The sequence below is a fragment of the Streptomyces sp. NPDC002825 genome (assembly GCF_040295385.1).
Classification (GTDB): domain Bacteria; phylum Actinomycetota; class Actinomycetes; order Streptomycetales; family Streptomycetaceae; genus Streptomyces.
On record NZ_JBEOVH010000016.1, the window covers coordinates 105,142 to 123,890 of the forward strand.

Annotated in this window: 11 protein-coding genes and 1 pseudogene; 6 read left to right on the forward strand and 6 right to left on the reverse strand. The window is 73.8% G+C overall.

Annotated elements, in window-relative coordinates:
• The first annotated feature begins 426 nt into the window (after nt 1-426).
• The 3 genes from ABT041_RS21570 (at nt 427) to ABT041_RS21580 (ending at nt 6,686) form a co-directional block, all read left to right on the forward strand.
• On the forward strand, nt 427-2,493 hold the full coding sequence (locus ABT041_RS21570; protein ID WP_351186750.1) for a SpoIIE family protein phosphatase: 2,067 nt from the start codon (nt 427-429) through the stop codon (nt 2,491-2,493).
• Entirely contained in the window at nt 2,490-5,273 is a 2,784-nt protein-coding gene (locus ABT041_RS21575; protein ID WP_351186752.1) for a SpoIIE family protein phosphatase, read from the forward strand. The genes ABT041_RS21570 and ABT041_RS21575 overlap by 4 nt, the downstream gene beginning before the upstream one ends.
• Nucleotides 5,274-5,495: 222 nt before the next feature.
• Nucleotides 5,496-6,686: an amidohydrolase gene (locus ABT041_RS21580; RefSeq protein ID WP_351186754.1), complete on the forward strand. Its 1,191-nt coding sequence runs from the start codon at nt 5,496-5,498 to the stop codon at nt 6,684-6,686.
• 144 nt (nt 6,687-6,830) lie between these two features.
• Here the strand turns inward: ABT041_RS21580 and ABT041_RS21585 are convergent, their stop codons facing one another.
• Nucleotides 6,831-7,763: a 5-dehydro-4-deoxyglucarate dehydratase gene (locus ABT041_RS21585; RefSeq protein ID WP_351186756.1), complete on the reverse strand. Its 933-nt coding sequence runs from the start codon at nt 7,761-7,763 to the stop codon at nt 6,831-6,833.
• A 214-nt stretch (nt 7,764-7,977) separates the two neighbouring features.
• Between ABT041_RS21585 and ABT041_RS21590 the strand changes: the two genes are divergently transcribed.
• Nucleotides 7,978-8,787, forward strand: coding sequence for an NAD-dependent epimerase/dehydratase family protein (locus ABT041_RS21590; protein ID WP_351186757.1), 810 nt, complete (start codon nt 7,978-7,980; stop codon nt 8,785-8,787).
• Between the two features lie 273 nt (nt 8,788-9,060).
• Here ABT041_RS21590 and ABT041_RS21595 read toward each other — a convergent pair whose 3' ends face one another.
• Nucleotides 9,061-10,065 carry an AraC family transcriptional regulator gene (locus ABT041_RS21595; RefSeq protein ID WP_351186759.1) on the reverse strand — a complete coding sequence of 335 codons (1,005 nt, stop codon included), beginning with the start codon at nt 10,063-10,065 and terminating at the stop codon, nt 9,061-9,063.
• 124 nt (nt 10,066-10,189) lie between these two features.
• Between ABT041_RS21595 and ABT041_RS21600 the strand changes: the two genes are divergently transcribed.
• The gene (locus tag ABT041_RS21600) at nt 10,190-11,437 is read left to right on the forward strand and encodes a TerD family protein (RefSeq protein ID WP_351186761.1); all 1,248 of its coding nucleotides are present in this window, start codon (nt 10,190-10,192) and stop codon (nt 11,435-11,437) included.
• Nucleotides 11,438-11,455: 18 nt separating this feature from the next.
• On the opposite strand, the gene ABT041_RS21605 is transcribed toward ABT041_RS21600, so the two are convergent.
• The 4 genes and pseudogenes from ABT041_RS21605 to ABT041_RS21620 form a co-directional block, all read right to left on the reverse strand.
• Nucleotides 11,456-12,472: a 1-aminocyclopropane-1-carboxylate deaminase gene (locus ABT041_RS21605; RefSeq protein WP_351186763.1), complete on the reverse strand. Its 1,017-nt coding sequence runs from the start codon at nt 12,470-12,472 to the stop codon at nt 11,456-11,458.
• Between the two features lie 192 nt (nt 12,473-12,664).
• Nucleotides 12,665-13,303: pseudogene (locus ABT041_RS21610) on the reverse strand (GntR family transcriptional regulator); the annotation flags it as partial.
• A 106-nt stretch (nt 13,304-13,409) separates the two neighbouring features.
• Nucleotides 13,410-14,834, reverse strand: a complete 1,425-nt coding sequence (locus ABT041_RS21615; protein ID WP_351186765.1) for an alkaline phosphatase PhoX — start codon at nt 14,832-14,834, stop codon at nt 13,410-13,412.
• A 344-nt stretch (nt 14,835-15,178) separates the two neighbouring features.
• Nucleotides 15,179-16,648: a hypothetical protein gene (locus ABT041_RS21620; protein ID WP_351186767.1), complete on the reverse strand. Its 1,470-nt coding sequence runs from the start codon at nt 16,646-16,648 to the stop codon at nt 15,179-15,181.
• A gap of 217 nt (nt 16,649-16,865) precedes the next feature.
• Between ABT041_RS21620 and ABT041_RS21625 the strand changes: the two genes are divergently transcribed.
• Nucleotides 16,866-18,734 (forward strand): DUF8508 domain-containing protein, encoded by a 1,869-nt coding sequence (locus ABT041_RS21625; protein ID WP_351186769.1) that lies wholly within the window; start codon nt 16,866-16,868, stop codon nt 18,732-18,734.
• Nucleotides 18,735-18,749 lie beyond the last annotated feature (15 nt).

The following is an 18,749-nucleotide window of genomic DNA, read 5'->3' on the forward strand; positions in this document are numbered from 1 at the left end:
CGTGGGCAATCGTCCCGCTGGGGCGGGACGGGTGGGCACACGGGACGGCGCCCTCTCGCGGCGCCTCCGCGTTCCGCGCCCTGGCCCGCACCACCAGTGCACTGCACACGGGGTGCGGGTTCAGGCTCGTATGCCTCTGGCGCCGGCAAGGGCGCCGTTCCGTTGTGCCCACCCTCCCCCAAGCTCTCGGCTTCGCTCGAGCAGGGGGGACCCCCATCGCCCCGGCGGAACGCATGCCCACAACGGGCGTGGGCGCCGTCCGGTTGCGGGTGGGCACCGCCCCGGCGGAACGCATGCCCACAACGGGGGGGTGGGCATCGCCCCGCGGAACGCATGCCCACGACGGGCGGGTGGGCTCGCGGTGCGGGGCGGGCGGTGGGCGGGGAGCATGGAAGCAGGCTCGCGGCGCGGCGGGAGGAGGGCAGTGTGACGGCCGGTTCGTTCCCGGGGACCGCGGGGCGGGTCGGCGTGCCCCTGGGCGGCAAGGGACTCCTCGACGTGCTCGGCGTCGCCGCCGTCGTCGTGGACGCCCGCGGCCGCATCGTGCTGTGGAGCCCCCAGGCGGAGAGCCTCTTCGGTTTCCGCGCCGACGAGGCCCTCGGCCGCTACGTGGCCCGGCTGATCGTCGGCGAGGAGCACCGCGAGGAGGCGAAGCGCCTCTTCGGCGAGGTGCTGCGCGGCGGCCCGGCCTGGGCCGGCACCTTCCCCGTACGGCACAAGGACGGTTCCGTCCGCCGGGTGGAGTTCCGGAACATGCGGCTCACCGACGACCTGGGCGACCTGTACGCCCTGGGGATCGCGGCCGACGCCTCCGCCGTCGAGCGGATCGAGACCGAGCTCGCGCTCTCCGACCGGCTGGTCTCCCAGTCGCCGATCGGTCTCGCCGTACTCGACACGGAGCTGCGCTACGTCCTGGTGAACCCCGCCCTGGAGAAGATCAACGGCATCCCGGCGTCGGAGCACCTCGGCCGGCGGATCGCCGACATGCTGCCGAAGGTGGACGCCGAGGCCCTGGAGGCGGCGCTGCGTGGGGTGCTGGCCACGGGGACGCCGGTGCTCGACCACCCCGCGGTGGGCAGGACCCCGGCGGATCCGGAGCACGAGCACAACTGGTCGCTCTCCTTCTACCGTCTGGAGGGGGCGGACGGCCGCGTCCAGGGCGTCGCGGCCTCGGTGATCGACGTGACCGAGCGCCACCGGGCGGACGCGGACGCCGACCGGTCCCGGCGGCGGCTCGCACTGATCGCGGACGCCTCGGCCCGGGTGGGCACGACCCTGGAGGTGGAGCGGACGGCCGACGAGCTGGCCTCGGTGGTGGTGCCGGCGCTCGCGGACATCGCCGCCGTCGACGTCCTCGACTCCGTCCTGGCGCTGCGCCGGCCGGGCGCGCCCGAGGAGGGTCCCGAGCTGTTCCGGGCGCTCGCGGTGAAGGCCGAGGGCCGTACGGACGCGCTGCCGGCGGCGGACCCTCCGGGGGAGGTCGCGATGTACGGCGCGGACCGGCTGGTCACCCGGTGCGTGCACACCGGTCTGCCGGTCCTGGTGGAGCACGTGGGCCCCGGCGACCTGTCGCGGATCGCCCGGAGCCCCGAGGCCGCGGAGCTCCTCGCGCGCGCGGGGGTCCACTCGTACCTGGCGGTGCCGCTGATCGCGCGCGGCGAGGTGCTGGGCGCGCTCGACCTCAAGCGGGACCGCAACGCGTTGCCCTTCGACGGCGACGACGTCCTGCTGGCGACGGAGCTGGCGGCCCGCGCGGCCGTCAGCATCGACAACGCCCGCTGGTACCAGAGCGTGCGGAACTCGGCGGTGACGCTCCAGCGCAGCCTGCTGCCGGGGTCTCCCCCGCCGCGGGCGGGCCTGGAGGTCGCGGCCCGCTACCAGCCGGCGCACGCGTCGAGCGAGGTCGGCGGCGACTGGTACGACGTGATCGCGCTGCCCGACGACAAGACGGCGCTGGTCGTCGGGGACGTGATGGGCAGTGGGATCGACGCGGCGGCGACGATGGGCCGGCTGCGGACGGCGACCTGCGCGTTCGCGGACCTCGATCTGTCCCCGGCGCAGGTCCTGCGGCATCTGGACCGGATCACGGCGGGTCTTGAGCACTACATCGCGACGTGTCTGTTCGCGGTGCACGACCCGGTGCGGCAGCGGTGCCGGATCGCGAACGCCGGACATCTGCCCCCGGTCCGGGTCCCCGCGGACGGACCGGCCGAGCTGGTGCGGCTGTCCACGGGGGTGCCGCTGGGGGTCGGGGGCGGCATCTTCCGGACGGCCCGGGTGCCGTTCCGGCCCGGGGACCTCCTCGTGCTGTACACGGACGGTCTGATCGAGACCCGCACGGAGTCGATCGACGAGCGGCTCGCCCTGCTCGTACGCCTCCTCGACGAGGAGCGCGGGCCCCTCGAGGAGACCTGCGACCGGCTCCTCCGGGCGCTGCGCCGGCCGGGCGCGCCGGACGACGTGGCGCTCCTGATCGCCCGGAGTACGGAATGACGGCGCGCGAGCGGGGCAGGGGGCGGCACCAGGCGCAGGGAAAGGGGCTGCGGCAGCGTGCGGGGGCGGGGCTGAAGAGCGTCGCCGGGCAGGTGTTCGCCCTGGAGGCGCTGATCGCGCTCCTGGTGATCGCGGCGGCCGTGTTCGTGACGTTCTTCCAGGCGCGCAACGACACCGAGCGGGACGCCCGGATCCGTTCGCTCGCGGTCGCGGAGTCCTTCGCCCACGCGCCCGGCGTCGACGACGCCCTGACCTCGTCCGATCCGACCGCGCAGCTCCAGAGCAGGGCGGAGGCGACCAGGCGGGCCACGGGCGTGGACTTCATCGCGGTCCTGAGCCCCTCCGGGGTGCGGTACACGGACTCGGAGCCGGAGCTGATCGGCCAGAAGGCGACCGGGGACCTCTCGCGGGCGACGGTGGACGGCGAGTCGTTCACGGAGCTCTTCCACGGTGCGCCGAACGACGCCGTACGGGCGGTGGTCCCGGTCTTCGACGACCGGGGCCGGCTCGTCGGCATGGTCAGCAGCGGCATCGAGGTGGAGAGCATCTCGCACGCGGTGCAGGGGCGCCTGCCGCTGCTGATCGGCGTGGCGGGCGGCGCGCTCGCGGCGGCCGTGGGCGGTGCGGCCCTGGTGAGCCGGCGGCTGCGGCGGCAGACCCACGGTCTCGGGCCGGCGGAGATGACCCGGATGAAGGAGCACCACGAGGCGGTGCTGCACGCGGTCCGGGAAGGGGTCCTGATCGTGGACGCCGACCACCGGCTGCTGCTCGCCAACGACGAGGCGCGCCGGCTGCTCGGTCTGACGGCGGAGGCGGAGCGGCGGCACGTCTCGGAACTCGGCCTGGACCCGCGGACGGTGGAGCTCCTGGAGTCGGGGCGTTCGGCGACGGACGAGGTGCACCGGGCGGGCGACCGGCTGCTCGCGGTGAGCGTGCGGCCCACGCTGCCGCACGGTGCGGAGTCCGGGTGCGTGATGACGATGCGGGACACCACCGAGCTGGCGGCCGTGACGGGCCGGGCGGCGGTGGCCCGGGGCCGGCTCCAGCTGCTGTACGAGGCGGGGGTGCGGATCGGGACCACGCTGGAGGTCGTACGGACGGCGGAGGAGCTGGCGGAGGTGGCGGTGCCACGGTTCGCGGACTTCGCGACGGTGGAGCTGCTCGAACCGGTGCTGCGCGGGGAGGAGCCGCCGGAGGCCGCGGCCACGTCCACGGAGATGCGGCGGACGGCGCTGAGCGGGCTGCGGCCCGACCAGCCGCTCCAGCCGGTCGGGGACACCGTCCGCTTCGACGTCCGCAGCACGCCGATGGCGAAGGCCCTGGGCGCGGGGCACGCGCTGGTGGAGCCGGAGCTGGCGGCGGCGGAGGGCTGGCGGGCGCAGGATCCGGAGGGGGCGGCGCAGGCCCTGGCGTACGGGATGCACTCGCTGCTCACGGTGCCGCTGCTGGCCCGTGGGGTGGTCCTCGGGATGGCCAACTTCTGGCGGGCGGACACCCCGGAGCCGTTCGGGGAGGAGGACCTGTCGTTCGCGGAGGAGCTGGCGGCGCGGGCGGCGGTCGCGATCGACAACGCGCGCCGGTTCACCCGGGAGCACGCGATGGCGGTGACGCTCCAGCGGAGCCTGCTGCCGCGGGTGCTGCCGGAGCAGAGCGCGGTGCAGGTGGCGTACCGCTATCTGCCGGCGAAGGCCGGGGTCGGCGGCGACTGGTTCGACGTGATCCCGCTGCCGGGGGCACGGGTGGCGCTCGTGGTCGGGGACGTGGTGGGGCACGGGCTGCACGCGGCGGCGACCATGGGTCGGCTGCGGACGGCGGTGCACAATTTCTCGACCCTGGACGTGCCGCCGGACGAACTGCTCGGCCACCTGGACGAACTGACGGGCCGGATCGAGAACGGCGACACCGAGGGCGCGGCCGGCGAGGTGCGGCGGCGCGACGAGGGCATCACCGGCGCGACCTGTCTGTACGCGATCTACGACCCTGCGTCCGGTCTCTGCCAGGTGGCGAGCGCGGGGCACCCCGGTCCTGCGCTGGTCACCCCCGAGGGGCAGGTGCGCTTCCCCGAGCTGTCGCCGGGGCTGCCGCTGGGGCTCGGCCTGGGCGACGTGCCCTTCGAGTCGACGGAGCTGTGGCTGCCGGAGGGCAGCAAGCTGGTCCTGTTCACGGACGGCCTGCTGGAGGACCACGGTCGGGACATCGACACGGGTCTCGCGCTGCTGCGCTCCACGCTCGCCCAGCCGGACCGGTCCCCGGAGCAGACCTGCGCGGACGTGCTCGCGACGCTCCTCTCGCCGACCCCGCGCGACGACATCGCGCTGCTCGTGGCGGAGACCCGGCTGCTCGACCGGAACCGGATCGCCGAGTGGGAGGTGGCCCGGGATCCGTCGGCGGTGTCGCCGGTACGGAACGCGGCGGCGGCGAAGCTGTCGGAGTGGGGGCTCGACGGGCTCGCGTTCACGGCGGAGCTGATCCTCAGCGAACTGATCACGAACGCGGTGCGGTACGGGGCGGACCCGGTGCGCGTACGGCTCCTCCACGACCGGACGCTGATCTGCGAGGTCTCGGACGGCAGCAGCACCTCGCCGCACCTGCGGCACGCGGCGACGACGGACGAGGGCGGCCGGGGCCTCTATCTGGTCGCCCAGTACGCGGAACGCTGGGGCACGCGCTACGCCCGCCGCGGCAAGACGATCTGGGCGGAACTCCGCGTAGGCACGAACGACGAACCCCAGGCACCGGCGATCCCGGACCTGGACGCCCTGGAGGACCTGGCCTGGTGAGCCCCCCGTTGTGGGCATGCGTTCCGCAAGGGGCGATGGGGTCCCCCCTGCTCGAGCGAAGCCGAGAGCTTGGGGGAGGTGGGCACAACGGAACGGCGCCCATGCCGGCGCCAGAGGCTCCCGCTCCTGAACCCGCACCACCACGGCGGCAGGCTCCCCGCGCGGGGCAACTGGTATACCAAATGGACCGCACCGCCCCGGTACCGCGCCCAAGGAGCCCGCATGCCCACCGCCACCCTCTTCCACAACGTCCGCCCCCTCGGCGCCCCGCCCCAGGACCTGATCGCCGTGAACGGCCTGCTCACGACGGAGCTCCCGGAAGGCGCCGAGGTCGACCGCATCGACGGCCGGGGCCGCCTCGCCCTGCCGACCCTGGTCGACGCCCACATCCACCCCGACAAGACCTCCTGGGGCGAGCCCTGGCACACCCGCCGGCCGGCCCACGGCATCGCCGAGTACGTCGCCGGCGACGTGGAGCTGGCCCGCGCCCTGCCGACCCCGGTCGCCGAGCGCGCCCTGCGCCTGATGTCGCACGCCGCGGCCCAGGGCACCCGGGCGATGCGGGCCCACGCGGACGTGGCCCCGGCGTACGGGCTCTCCGGGATCGAGGGCGTCGCCGACGCGGCCCGGAAGCTCGCCGGGATCGTCGACGTGGAGCTGGTCGCCTTCCCGCAGCACGGGGTGGTCCGGACCCCCGGGGTGGCCGAACTCCTGGCGGAGGCCGCGGCGAGCGGGCTCGTCAGCCACATCGGCGGCATCGACCCGGCCGGTTTCGACACGGAGGGCGGCCTGGCGGGCGACCAGCTCGGCACGGTCTTCGGGCTGGCCGAGAAGCACGGGCTCGGGCTCGACATCCACCTCCACGACCGGGGCGAGCAGGGCCTCGCGCCGCTGCGGGACATCGCCGCCAGGACCAGGGCCCTCGGCCTCCAGGGCCGGGTGAGCGTGGCGCACGCCTTCGCCGTCGCCGGTCTCTCCGGGGCGGAGCTCGACGAGACGGCGGACCTGCTCGCGGAGGCGGGGATCGCGCTCACCACGGTCGCGCTGTCCGTGACGACGATCCTGCCGTTCCGGCGGCTCGCCGAGCGCGGGGTGAAGGTGGGTCTGGGCTCGGACGGCGTCAGGGACAGCTGGAGCCCGTTCGGCAACGCGGACATGCTGCACCGCGCCTGGCTCGCCGCCTGGGCCCTGGACGCGCGGCTCGACGAGGAGCTTGAGGGCTGCTTCCGGCTCGCCGCCGACGGGGGCGCGGAGCTGCTCGGTCTGCCGAAGGCGGACCTGCGGCCGGGCTCCCCCGCCGACTTCATGCTCGTCGAGGGCGAGTGCCTGCCGCAGGCGGTGGTGGACCTGCCCCGCCGTGACCTGGTGGTCCGCGCGGGACGGGTGGTGGCGCGGGACGGCCGCCTGGTGTGACGGCTCAGGGGCGGGGACGGAAGGCGGCGGGACCCGGGCGGCTCCGCGAGGGGACGCCCGTCCTCCCCGCACCCCGAGGGCTCGCGCTCCCCGGACTCCCCGCGCCCCCAGGGCTCGTGCTTCCCGAACCCCCCGCGCCCGCTCTCACGCTCCGAGCTCCTTCACCAGGGCCCGGCCGCGCTCGACGAGCCGGGCGAGCGCGTCGAGGTGCTCGGGGGCGGGCTCGCTGAGCGGGGGCCGCACCGGCCCGACGTCGAGGCCCTCCATCCGTACCGCCGCCTTGACGAGCGAGACCGCGTATCCCCTGCCCTGGGCGCGGAGTTCGGCGAGCGGCCGGTAGAAGTCGTCGACGAGCCGGTCGACGGTGGGGTCGTCGCCGGAGGCGAGGGCGCGGTGGTAGGCGAGGGCGAGTTCGGGGGCGAAGCAGAAGACGGCGGAGGAGTAGAGGGTCACGCCGATGCCCCGGTAGGCGGCTCCGGTGAGTTCGGCGGTCGGCAGGCCGTTGAAGTACAGCAGGTCGAGCCCTTCGCTACGGACTGCGCTGACGATCCGCTGCATGAGGCCGAGGTCGCCGAGGCCGTCCTTGAGGCCGATGATGCCGTCGGTGCGGGCGAGGGCGACGGCCGTGTCGGGGGTGAGGATCGCGTTGTCCCGCTGGTAGACGATGACGTCGAGCGAGGTGGCGGCGGCGAGTTCGGTGTAGTGGCGGAGGAGCCCGGCCTGGTCGGCGACGACGAGGTACGGGGGCATGGCGAGGAGCCCGTCGGCGCCGGCCTCCTCGGCGAGGCGCGCGTACCGGACGGCGAGGGCGGTGCCGTAGCCGGCGCCGGCGACGACGGGGACGCGGCCCGCGGTCTCCTCGACGGCGGCCGCGACGCAGTCCCGGAACTCCTCGGGGGCGAGCGCGTGGAACTCGCCGGTGCCGCAGCAGGCGAAGACGGCCGCGGCGCCCGCGTCGACGCCGGCGCGGACGTGGGCGCGGAAGGTGTCGAGGTCGACGGAGCCGTCGGGTGCGAAGGCGGTGACGGGGAAGAACAGCAGGCCGTCCAGGCGGTCGGCGAGCGGGGCAGTGGTCACGGGCGCTCCCAGGGAAGTCCGGCGTGCACATTTATGACTATCATCCATATACATGAACCCTGACCTCACGCACGCTAGAGCAGCCCCGATCGGCCGGTCAAGGCGATTGGGTGGCTCCGCCAAGGATCTTGACGCTCCGTCGGACGCCTTCCTAGCGTGTCCACGGTTGTGAACGCCGCTCAAGCCAATGGCACTCGACGGAGGAGACCGCTCCATGACCGCACCCCGCACCGTCCTGCTCACCGGCGCCGCCGGAGGCATCGGCACGCTGATGCGGGAGCTGCTGCCCCCGTACGGCTACGAGCTCCGCCTCCTCGACGTCGCCCCCGTCTCCGGCGCTCCGGACGCGATCGTCGCCGACCTCGCGGACCGCGCGGCGCTGCGCGAGGCCGTCCGGGGCGTCGACGCGATCGTGCACCTGGCGGGCATCTCCCTCGAGGCCGACTTCGAGAAGATCGTGGCCGCCAACATCACCGGCATGCACCACCTCTACGAGGCCGCCCGCGAGGAGGGCGTCCGGCGCGTGGTCTTCGCCTCCAGCAACCACGCGGTCGGCTTCACCCGGCGCCCGCGCGAGGGCGAGCCGCTGATCCCGGTCGACACCCCGCACCGGCCCGACACCTTCTACGGCCTCTCCAAGTGCTTCGGCGAGGACCTGGCCCAGCTCTACTGGGACCTGCACGGGGTCGAGACGGTCTCCCTGCGCATCGGCTCCTGCTTCCCGGAGCCCACCTCGGTACGGATGCTCTCGTTGTGGCTCAGCCCCGCCGACTGCGCCCGTCTCCTGCACGCCGCCCTCACCGCCGAGGACGTGGGCCACACGGTCGTGTACGGCTCCTCCGCCAACACGCGCGCGTGGTGGGACCTCTCCGCGGCACGCGCGCTGGGCTACGCGCCGGAGGACGACTCGGAGGCGTACGCGGAGAAGCTGATCGCCGAGAAGGGGCTCCCGGAGGAGGGCAGCGCGGACGACCTCCACCTGGGCGGCCACTTCTGCGTGAACCCGCCCCGCTGGCCGCACTGAAAGAACTGCGCCGAAAGAACCGCAGGGGGTACGCAGGACCCGGCCGGACTGATACGGGGGAGCCGGCCGGGGCCCGGGTCTCGGTGCGCCTCGGCGCACGTGACCAGCTCACCGTAGGCGCGGCCGAAGATCATCGCGAGCCGCGGAACGCGGCAGCTGTCCGGATTGCGCGGTGGGTTGGTGCAAAGGAGCAGGCACGGATGCGCCCCCTGCGCCCCTCCCGGTGGTGTGCCCGCCTCCGTTCCCGGGCGGGCGCCCGCTTGCCGTTCCAGGTCAAACGCCCGTCCGGAGCGTCCCGGACGGCGACTCGCCGAACTTCTCCCGGTAGCGGGCCGCGAACCGCCCCTGGTGGGCGAAGCCCCAGCGCCAGGCCACCTCGCTCACGCTCACCTCGTCCGGCGCGGCCGCCCGCAGCTCCTCGCGGACCCGGTCGAGCCGGACCTCCCGCACGTACGCCATCGGCGACATCCCCACGTACTCCCGGAAGGACTCCTGGAGGCGGCGGACGCTCACCCGGGCCAGGGAGGCGAGTTCGGTGGTGGTGAAGGGGTGCTCGGGGCGCTCCCGCACCGCGTCCATCGCACGCTTGACCGGGGCGGGGCGCCGCGCCCCGCCCGGGTGGGCGAGCTCCTCGCGCCAGGGGTGCTCGGCGGCCAGGAGCAGCCCGTTGAGCAGTGCCTCCTGGAGGGGCCTCGCGACCAGCTCGTGCGTGGCGAGTCCCTCCCCGGCGAGCGCCTCGGCGGCGACCTGGCGGGCGAAGCGCACCCAGCTCAGGCCGGGCCCGCGGGTGATGTCCAGGTGGGGCGCGAAGACGAGCGCGCCGCGCGGTGTCCGGCCCGTCAGCTGTTCGAGGCGGTCGCGCAGCTCGGTCGCCCCGATCTTCACGGAGAGGCTCCGGCAGTCCCCGCTCCAGCGGTCGAGGACGGTGTCACCGGCGGGGTCGAGGAGCACCGCCTCGGTGGACGTCGCGACGATCGGGGAGCTGCCGCCCTGGCGTATCTCCATCGTTCCGCTGAGCGGCGCGTTCAGGTGGTACGCGCCGAGCTCGCCGAAGGTCATCCGCACATCGGCGCCGCAGCTGAGGTCGCCGATGACCAGCGGCCCGAACGACACGGTGTCGAAGCGGGCCGCGAAGGGGCGCTTCTCCCGCTCGACGACGGCCATGCGGTTGGCGTAGTAGCGCGCGTCGAGCTCCTCGCGCGCCTCGTCCACGTCGTCCGTCCGGAACGAGCTCCCGCCCACAGCACCCGCGCCGCGCGCGGCCCCCACACTCCCCATGGATCGAAAGAATATTCATATGACGGATCTGACCGGAAACGGCCGCAAGCACCCCCGTCACCAGGGTGGCCGAACGGTTCGCCGGTAAGGGAACGGCAAAGGAGGCCGGATCGTTAGCCCTGGCATGACCGCTATGACCCCCGGCTCGAACATCCCTCTCACCGCCGCGCGCGTGGCGGTGGACGTGGCCGCCCCGGTGCGGCTCGACGTCTCGGGCCTGCTGCTCGGCGCCAACGGCAAGGTGCGCTCGGACGACGACTTCATCTTCTACAACCAGCCGGCCGGGCCCGGTGTCACCTACCGCTCCGGCGGCGGGGCCGCGCCCGACGCGATCCTGGTGGACACCGGCGCCCTCCCCGCCGGCATCGAGCGGATCGTCGTCACGGCCAGCCCTGACGCCGCCGGCCAGACCTTCCAGGGCATCGAGCCCACGGCCACCATCCGGAACGCGGACGACGGCACCGTGATCGCCACGTTCACGCCGCCGCAGCTGGCCACGGAGACGGCGCTCGTGGTCGTCGAGATCTATCTGCGCAACGGCGCGTGGAAGGCCCGTGCGGTGGGCCAGGGGTACGCGAACGGGCTCGCCGGCATCGCGACCGACTTCGGCGTCTCGGTCGACGACGAGCCGGCCGCCGCACCGGCGCCGGCCCCCGTCGCCCCGGTCGCCCCGGCCCCCGTCGCCCCGCCGGTGCCGCCCGCGCCGCCCGCCGCCGCCCCGGTGGACCCGCGCATCGCGGCCCAGGCGCCGCCCGCCCCGGCCGCCGCCCCTGCCGCAGGCCCCGTCTCCACGGGCAAGATCAACCTCGACAAGGGCCGGGTCAGCCTCCAGAAGAACCAGACGGTGTCCCTGGTCAAGGGCGGCCGCCCGCTGCTCTCCCAGGTCAGGATGGGCCTCGGCTGGGAGCCCGCCTACCGGGGCAAGGACATCGACCTGGACGCCTCGGTCATCGCGTACGGCCCGCAGCGCAACCACCTGGACAGCTGCTACTTCGGCAAGCTGACCATCCTGGGCGGCTCGGTCAAGCACTCCGGCGACAACCTCACCGGCGAGGGCGCCGGCGACGACGAGGTGATCACGGTCGACCTCGGCCGTCTCCCCGCCGACGCCACCGGCCTGGTCTTCACGGTCAACTCCTTCTCCGGCCAGAAGTTCACCGAGGTCGCCAAGGCCTACTGCCGACTGATCGACGCGGCGACGGGCGAGGAGCTGGTCCGCTTCGACCTCACCTCCGCCGAGCCGCAGACCGGCGTGATGATGGCCAAGCTGATCAAGCAGTTCTCCGGCGAGTGGGAGATGACGGCGATGGGCGAGTTCGTGAAGTCGCGGACCGTCCGGGGCATGGTGAAGCCGGCCGCCCAGGCGCTCTGAGCGGCCGGGTCTCCCCCGTCAGAACAGCGCGCTGTACGCGTTGAGGGCGGGCTGGCCGCCGAGGTGGGCGTAGAGCACGGTCGAGTCCCGGCCGATCTCTCCCCGGCCCACCAGATCGACCAGACCCGCCATCGACTTCCCCTCGTAGACGGGGTCGGTGACCATGCCCTCGGTGCGGGCGGCCAGCCGCATCGCGTCGAGGGTCGTCTCGTCCGGGACGCCGTACACGCCCGCGTGGTAGCGCTCGTCCAGCTCGACGTCGGCCGCCGTCACCTCGCGCTCGACACCGATGAGGGCGGCGGTGTCCCGGGCGATCCGGGTGATCTGCTCATGCGTCGGTACGGGCTTCGCCGAGGCGTCGATCCCGATGATCCGGCGGGCCGGGCCGCCCTCCTCGGCGAGCGCGGCGAAGCCCGCGACCATGCCGGCCTGGGTGGAGCCGGTCACCGAGCAGACGACGACCGTGTCGAAGAAGACGCCGAGCTCCCGCTCCTGCTCTGCCACCTCGTACGCCCAGTTCGCGAAGCCGAGGCCGCCGAGCCGGTGGTCGGAGGCGCCCGCCGGGATCGCGTACGGCTTCCCGCCGCTCTCCTCGACCTCCCGCAGGGCCTGCTCCCAGCTCTCCTTGAAGCCGATGCCGAACCCGGCCTTCACCAGGCGCACATCGGCGCCCGCGAGGCGGCTGATCAGGATGTTGCCGACCTTGTCGTAGACGGAGTCGGGCCAGTCGACCCAGCTCTCCTGGACGAGGACGCAACGGAGGCCCGCGCGGGCGGCGACGGCGGCGACCTGGCGGGTGTGGTTGGACTGCACGCCGCCGATGGAGACGAGGGTGTCGCAGCCCTGGGCGAGGGCGTCGGCGACCAGGTACTCCAGCTTGCGGGTCTTGTTCCCGCCGTACGCGACGCCGGAGTTGCAGTCCTCGCGCTTGGCCCAGAGGGCGGCGCCGCCGAGGTGGTGGGAGAGCCGTTCGAGCGGGTGGACCGGGGAGGGCCCGAAGAGGAGCGGGTAGCGGTCGAAGTCGGTGATCGGCAAGGCGGCTCCCGGTGGGTGACGGCGGCTGGTCGACGGTCCTGGACGCGTACGGCCTTACGAGGCGGGCTCCGGCGACACGGGAGCGCCCTGCGGAGCGGGCTCCTCCGATACGGGGACGCCCTGCGGAGCGAGCCCTTCCGGTACGGGGACGGGCGCGGGGATGCCGGTGACCTCCGCCACCTCGATGGCGTCGTCCGCGAGTTGCTCCAGGGCGGCCCAGATCTCCGTGGTGACCCGCACCGCCGCCTCCGCGTCACCCGCCGCGCACGCGTCGATGAGCCGGGCGTGCAGTTCGGCCGATCCGCAGCTCCCGGCGTCGCCGAAGAGACGCCGCTCGACGCGGCGGATCAGGGGGGTGTAGCGCGCGATCGTGGCGGCGGCGGCGTGGTTGCCGCTGGCGACGACGAGGACCTGGTGGAGCTCGTCGTCGGCGCGGAGCGCGGCCTCGACGTCGGAGGCGCTGACGGCCGCGGCGAAGCGCTCGTTGGCCTCGCGCATCGCCCGGATGCCCTCGGCGCCGAGCAGCGGGACGCCGGTCCTCGCGGTGAGCTCGTGCATCACCCGTACCACCGAGGCGGCGTCCCGGACGACCCGGCTGACCGGCCGGGTGACCCGGGTGTAGCTCTGGGGCTTGGACTCGACGAGCCCCTCGTCGCCGAGCCGGGCCAGGGCCTCGCGCACGGGTGCGCGCGAGAGCCCGAGGCGGTCGGCGAGATCGGCGTCCTTCAGCGAGGCGCCGGGCGCGAGCTCGCCGCGCACGATGGCCTCGCGCAGCGCCTCGTACGCCCGGTCACGCAGCAGGGTCCGGCCCACGGGCCGCAGTGCGTCCATGGACTGACATGTTAGATGTCAGTCCATGGAGCTGACCAGAGATCAGTTTCGGCCGCGAGACCTCAAGGCCTCGACGCGGTCGACCGCGTCGACCGCGTCGACCGCGTCAGCGGCGGGGCTGGCGGCGCCAGGGGCCGGTGATCGCGAGCATGATGCCCGGGTCCTGGATGTTGGCGAACAGCGTGTCGCCGTCGGGCGAGAAGACGACGCCGGTGAACTCGCTGTCGTTGAGGTCGTTGCGGGCGATCGGGTAGGTGCGGCCCGAGTCGGTCGCGCCGAAGAGGTGCTGGACGCCCTCGCCGTCCTCGGCGATGACGAGCCCGCCGTACGGGGAGACGGTGATGTTGTCGGGGCCGTCGAAGGCGCCGTCCTGGTCCGGGGCCGTGTTCACCCCGAGGAGCACCTTGAGGGTGAGGGTGCGGCGCTTCGGGTCGTAGAACCAGACCTGGCCGTCGTGCGCGGCGCCGGGGCTCTCCTCGCGCGCGTAGGAGGAGACGACGTAGGCGCCGCCGTCGGCCCACCACATGCCCTCCAGCTTGCGGGCGCGGGTGACCTGGCCGTCCGTGAACTGCTTGCGGACGGAGGTGGTGCGGGCGTCGCGGTCGGGGACGTCGACCCAGTCGACGCCGTAGACGGTGCCGATCCGGGTGGCGCGGGACAGGTCGTCGACGAAGCGGCCCGATGAGTCGATGCACTTGAAGGCCTGGAGGACGCCGGCGTCGTCGGCGAGGGTGCGGAGCTTGCCGCGGCCGTGCTCGAAGTCCTGCGGCGGCACCCAGCGGAAGAGCAGCCCGTTGGGGCCGGAGGCGTCCTCGGTGAGGTAGGCGTGGCCGTGCTTGGGGTCGATCACGACGGCCTCGTGGGCGTACCGGCCGAAGGCCTTGACCGGCTTCGGGTCGAGGTTGGCGCGGACGTCGCGCGGGTCGACCTCGAAGATGTAGCCGTGGTCCTTGGTCATGCCGTTCTTGCCGGCCAGGTCCTCGGTCTCCTCGCCGGTCAGCCAGGTGCCCCAGGCGGTGCGGCCGCCGGCGCAGTTGGTGGAGGTGCCGGCGACGCCGACCCACTCGGCGACGGTGCCGTCCCGGTGCACCTCGACGACGGTGCAGCCGCCGGCCGCGGCCGGGTCGTAGACGAGGCCCTCGGTGAGCGGGACGGGGTGGGCCCACTTGCTGCGGGGGCCCTTGAGCTCGTGGTTGTTGACCAGGTACGTGGTGCCGCGCGGGCCGGCGAAGGCGGCGGTGCCGTCGTGGTTCGAGGGCGTGAACTCACCGGACTCCAGGCGGGTCACGCCGCTGTGGGTGACGACGCGGTACGAGAACCCCTCGGGCAGGGCGAGCACCCCGTCGGGGTCGGCGACGAGCGGCCCGTACCCGAGCTCGTGGCCGTGCCCGTGACCGGCCCCGAACGCCTCCGGCTCGTCGGAGGCGAGCGCCTCGGGGGCGGTGGCGAGAGCTCCGACGACCCCGGTGAGGGCGAGGCCGGCACCGGCGACGGCGGACTGCTTGGTGAACTCTCTGCGGTTGAGCGGCATGGTGGTGGGTTCTCCCTGTGACGGCCGATTCTCGCGGGCCACCCTGCCGCGCCCCCGAGAACACCGCCTGAACACCACGGGAACACCACCGGGCATCCCACCGCGGCGACCCCGAGCCCGGCTCCGGGCACCGCACCCGGACGCCCCCGAGCCTCCCGCTCCGGGCATCGCACGGCGGCGACCCCGAGCCCGCCCCCGGCATCACACCCGAACGCCCCCGAGCCCACCCGGACGTACCCCGGGTCCCGCCCGGGGCGCCGCACCGCGGCCCGGCCCCGGCGCCGAGGCCGGGGTCGGCACCGAGGCCGGGGTCGGCGCCGAGGCCGGGGTCGGCGCCCTCGTCGTCAGGCGTTCGGCGAGCCCGAGCGGGACCGCGCCTTGAAGGCCGCCTTGCGGGCCTCCTTCGCCGCCGTCTTGTCGCGGTGCAGGCGCCCCATCGCCTCCAGGACCTCGGCCGTCGCCGGGTGTTCCACCCGCCAGGCCGCCTCGAAGAAGCCGCTGTGGCGGCCGGTCAGGCCCTCGATCAGCTCCTGGAGCTCCTCCAGGTCCCCGTCCGAGTCGAGCTGGGCCGCGATCGTGTCGATGGCCAGCCAGAAGATCATCGACTCCGGCGGCGCGGGCACGTCCGCCGCGCCGCGCTCCGCGAGCCAGACCCGGGCGAGGCCGCCGAGTTCCGCGTCGTCGAGGACCTCGCGGACGGCGGGCTCGGCCTCGGCGCCCACCAGGGACAGCGTCTGCTGGCAGTGGAGGCGGCGCAGCGGGGAGCCCGCGTCGGCGCCCCGCGCGGCGTGCAGCAGCTCGCGGGCCGCGTCGAGCGCGTCGCGGCCGGCGAGCCACGCGGCGGTCTCCTCGCGGGCCGCGGCGGCCGGGTAGCCGGCGATCCCGTCGAGGAGGACGTCGGCGCCCTTGTCCGTCAGGTCGCCGACGGCGGGCGCGTCCACGCCGGCCTCCAGCATCCGGGCGCGGACGCCGTAGAGCCCGAGCGGGGTGAGCCGGACCATGCCGTAGCGGCTGACGTCCTCGTCGTCGACGGGCGGCGCGGGCTCCTCGCCCTCCTCGGCCATGAGGGCCTCGTCGACGGGCTGGTACTCGACGAGCCCGATGGGTTCGAGCAGCCGGAACTGCTCGTCGAGCCGCATCATCGCGTCCGAGACCTGCTCCAGGACGTCGTCGGTGGGCTCCCCCATGTCGTCGGGGACGACCATCGACGCGGCGAGGGCGGGCAGGGGTACGGGGCCTTCGCCGGCGCCGCCCTCGCTGACGGTCAGCAGGTAGAGGTTGCCGAGGACGCCTTCCAGGAACTCGGCCTCCGCCTCGGGGTCCCAGTCGAGCGCCTCGATGTCGATCTCGCCGTCCTCGCCGACGATCGCGTCCAGGTCGTCGAGGACGGGCGCGACGGCGTCGGCGAAGACGACGTCGAAGCCGTCGAGCCACAGCCCGAGGACGTCCTGCGGCGAACCGCCCGTGACCAGGGCGAGGTTGTCGCCGGGCCCGGCCCGACCGGGCAGGTCGGCGTCCTCGGCACCCTCCGCGGCCTCTCCGTCCTCGACGGCGACGAGCCCGGTGTCGACGGCGAGCCGCCAGGCGTCGCCGGCCCAGATCTCGCCGTCCTCGTCGTCCGCGAGGCCCAGGATCTCGGCGGCCTCGGGGAGTTGCTCGTCGACGAGTTCGCCGCCCGCGTCGACCCGGGTCTCGGGGCCGGCCCAGCGGGCGAGCCGTACGGCCTGGGCGAGGAGGGGGGCGGCCAGGGCGTCCCGCGCCAGCTCCGCGTCCGCACGCAGCCGAACGGGGGGAAGGGTGGGGTGCTCTGACATCTGGGGGGTCTCCTCGACGCGTACGGGGTGGGGTGGGTAAAGGTGAAGCGGCTCGTAGCGCGGTCCTCAGGGTAGACGCATCCGGGGCCCCGTCCGCCGGTTCACGGATCCGTCAGCCTTCGTACACCCGTCGACTCTTGACAAGTGCACTGCCCGCACAAGAGATTGACGCGCGTAGATCCATCTGCCGTTCCTCCAAGCACCCTCGGAGCCTCTGATGTCTTCCTCCATACCGAGATTCGCCGCGGTCTCCGCCGTCGTCGCCTCCGCCCTCGCCGCCGGCCTGCTCGCGGGTCCGTCGAGCGCCGCTGCGGAGATCGCCGCCACGGAGAGCGCTGCCGCGGAGACCACCGCCGCCGGCGTCCGCATCCACGACATCCAGGGCTCGACGCGCGTCTCCCCCCTCGTCGGCAAGCAGGTCACGGGCGTCACGGGCATCGTCACCGGCGTCCGCACCTACGGCTCGCGCGGATTCTGGATCCAGGACCCGCAGGCCGACGACGACGCGGCCACCAGCGAGGGCATCTTCGTCTTCACGAGCTCCGTCCCGACCGTCGCGGTCGGCGACGCGGTCAGCCTGAACGGCACGGTCACCGAGTACGTCCCCGGCGGCCTGAACTCGGGCAACCAGTCCCTCACCCAGATCTCCAAGCCCGTCGTCACCGTCCTCTCGAAGGGCAACCCGGTCCCGGCCCCCGTGACCATCTCCGCCTGGTCGGTCCCGGACGAGTACGCCCCCGAGGGCGACCCGGCCGCGGGCGGCTCGATCAACGGCCTGACGCTGGACCCCGAGACGTACGCCCTGGACTACTACGAGTCCCTGGAGGGCACCAACGTCCGGATCGACTCCTCGCGGGTGGTCGGCGCCACCGACCCGTACGCGGAGCTCTGGGTGACGGTGAAGCCCTGGGAGAACGACAACGAGCGCGGCGGCACGGTCTACGGCTCGTACGAGTCCCAGAACACCGGCCGGCTGCAGATCCAGTCGCTGACCCCGCTGGCCCAGCAGCCGTTCCCCAAGGCCAACGTGGGCGACCGGCTGACCGGCACCACCGAGGGCCCGCTCGACTTCAACCAGTTCGGCGGCTACACGCTGACCGCGCGCACCCTGGGCACCGTGGAGGACAACGGCCTGGAGCGCGAGACCACGGACAAGCAGCACAAGAACGAACTGGCCGTGGCGACGTACAACGTCGAGAACCTCGACCCGACCGACCCGCAGGAGAAGTTCGACGCGCTCGCGAAGGCCGTCGTCGAGAACCTCGCCTCGCCCGACATCGTCGCCCTGGAGGAGATCCAGGACAACAACGGCGCCAAGAACGACGGCACCGTCGCCGCCGACGCGACGGTCAAGAAGTTCACGGACGCGATCGTGGCGGCCGGCGGACCCGCGTACGAGTGGCGCTCGATCGACCCGGTGAACGGCAAGGACGGCGGCGAGCCCGGCGGCAATATCCGTCAGGTCTTCCTCTTCAACCCGGAGCGGGTCTCCTTCACGGACCGCGCGGGCGGCGACGCGACCACCGCCACCGCCGTGACGGGCACCAAGGGCCACGCCGCGCTGACCCTCTCCCCCGGCCGCATCGACCCGTCGAACGCCGCCTGGGAGGCCAGCCGCAAGCCGCTCGCGGGCGAGTTCGTCTTCCGCGGCCGCACGGTCTTCGTGATCGCCAACCACCTCACCTCCAAGGGCGGCGACGAGTCGATCGTCTCGCACCACCAGCCGCCGAACCGTTCCTCCGAGGCCAAGCGGCTGCTCCAGGCGCAGGCCGTCAACGCCTTCGTCAAGGAGATCGAGGCCGTCGACAAGCAGGCGGACGTGCTCGTCGTCGGCGACATGAACGACTTCGAGTTCTCCGGGACGACGGAGGCGATGACCGACGGCGGCGCGCTGTACCCGGCCATCACGTCGCTGCCGGAGAGCGAGCGCTACTCGTACGTGTACCAGGGCAACAGCCAGGTCCTCGACCAGATCCTGACCAGCCCGGGCGTCCACCACTTCGAGTACGACTCCGTGCACGTCAACGCGGAGTTCGCGGACCAGAACAGCGACCACGACCCGCAGGTCCTGCGCTTCCGCCCGTAGCGGGAAGCATCGAGG

Bases quoted from the DNA above. Each gene is read 5' to 3' on its own strand.
- ABT041_RS21575 (WP_351186752.1), top strand. From the start codon at position 2,490: ATGACGGCGCGCGAGCGGGGCAGGGGGCGGCACCAGGCGCAGGGAAAG.
- ABT041_RS21580 (WP_351186754.1), top strand. From the start codon at position 5,496: ATGCCCACCGCCACCCTCTTCCACAACGTCCGCCCCCTCGGCGCCCCG.
- ABT041_RS21590 (WP_351186757.1), top strand. From the start codon at position 7,978: ATGACCGCACCCCGCACCGTCCTGCTCACCGGCGCCGCCGGAGGCATC.
- ABT041_RS21595 (WP_351186759.1), bottom strand. From the start codon at position 10,065: ATGGGGAGTGTGGGGGCCGCGCGCGGCGCGGGTGCTGTGGGCGGGAGC.
- ABT041_RS21600 (WP_351186761.1), top strand. From the start codon at position 10,190: ATGACCGCTATGACCCCCGGCTCGAACATCCCTCTCACCGCCGCGCGC.
- ABT041_RS21615 (WP_351186765.1), bottom strand. From the start codon at position 14,834: ATGCCGCTCAACCGCAGAGAGTTCACCAAGCAGTCCGCCGTCGCCGGT.
- ABT041_RS21620 (WP_351186767.1), bottom strand. From the start codon at position 16,648: ATGTCAGAGCACCCCACCCTTCCCCCCGTTCGGCTGCGTGCGGACGCG.
- ABT041_RS21625 (WP_351186769.1), top strand. From the start codon at position 16,866: ATGTCTTCCTCCATACCGAGATTCGCCGCGGTCTCCGCCGTCGTCGCC.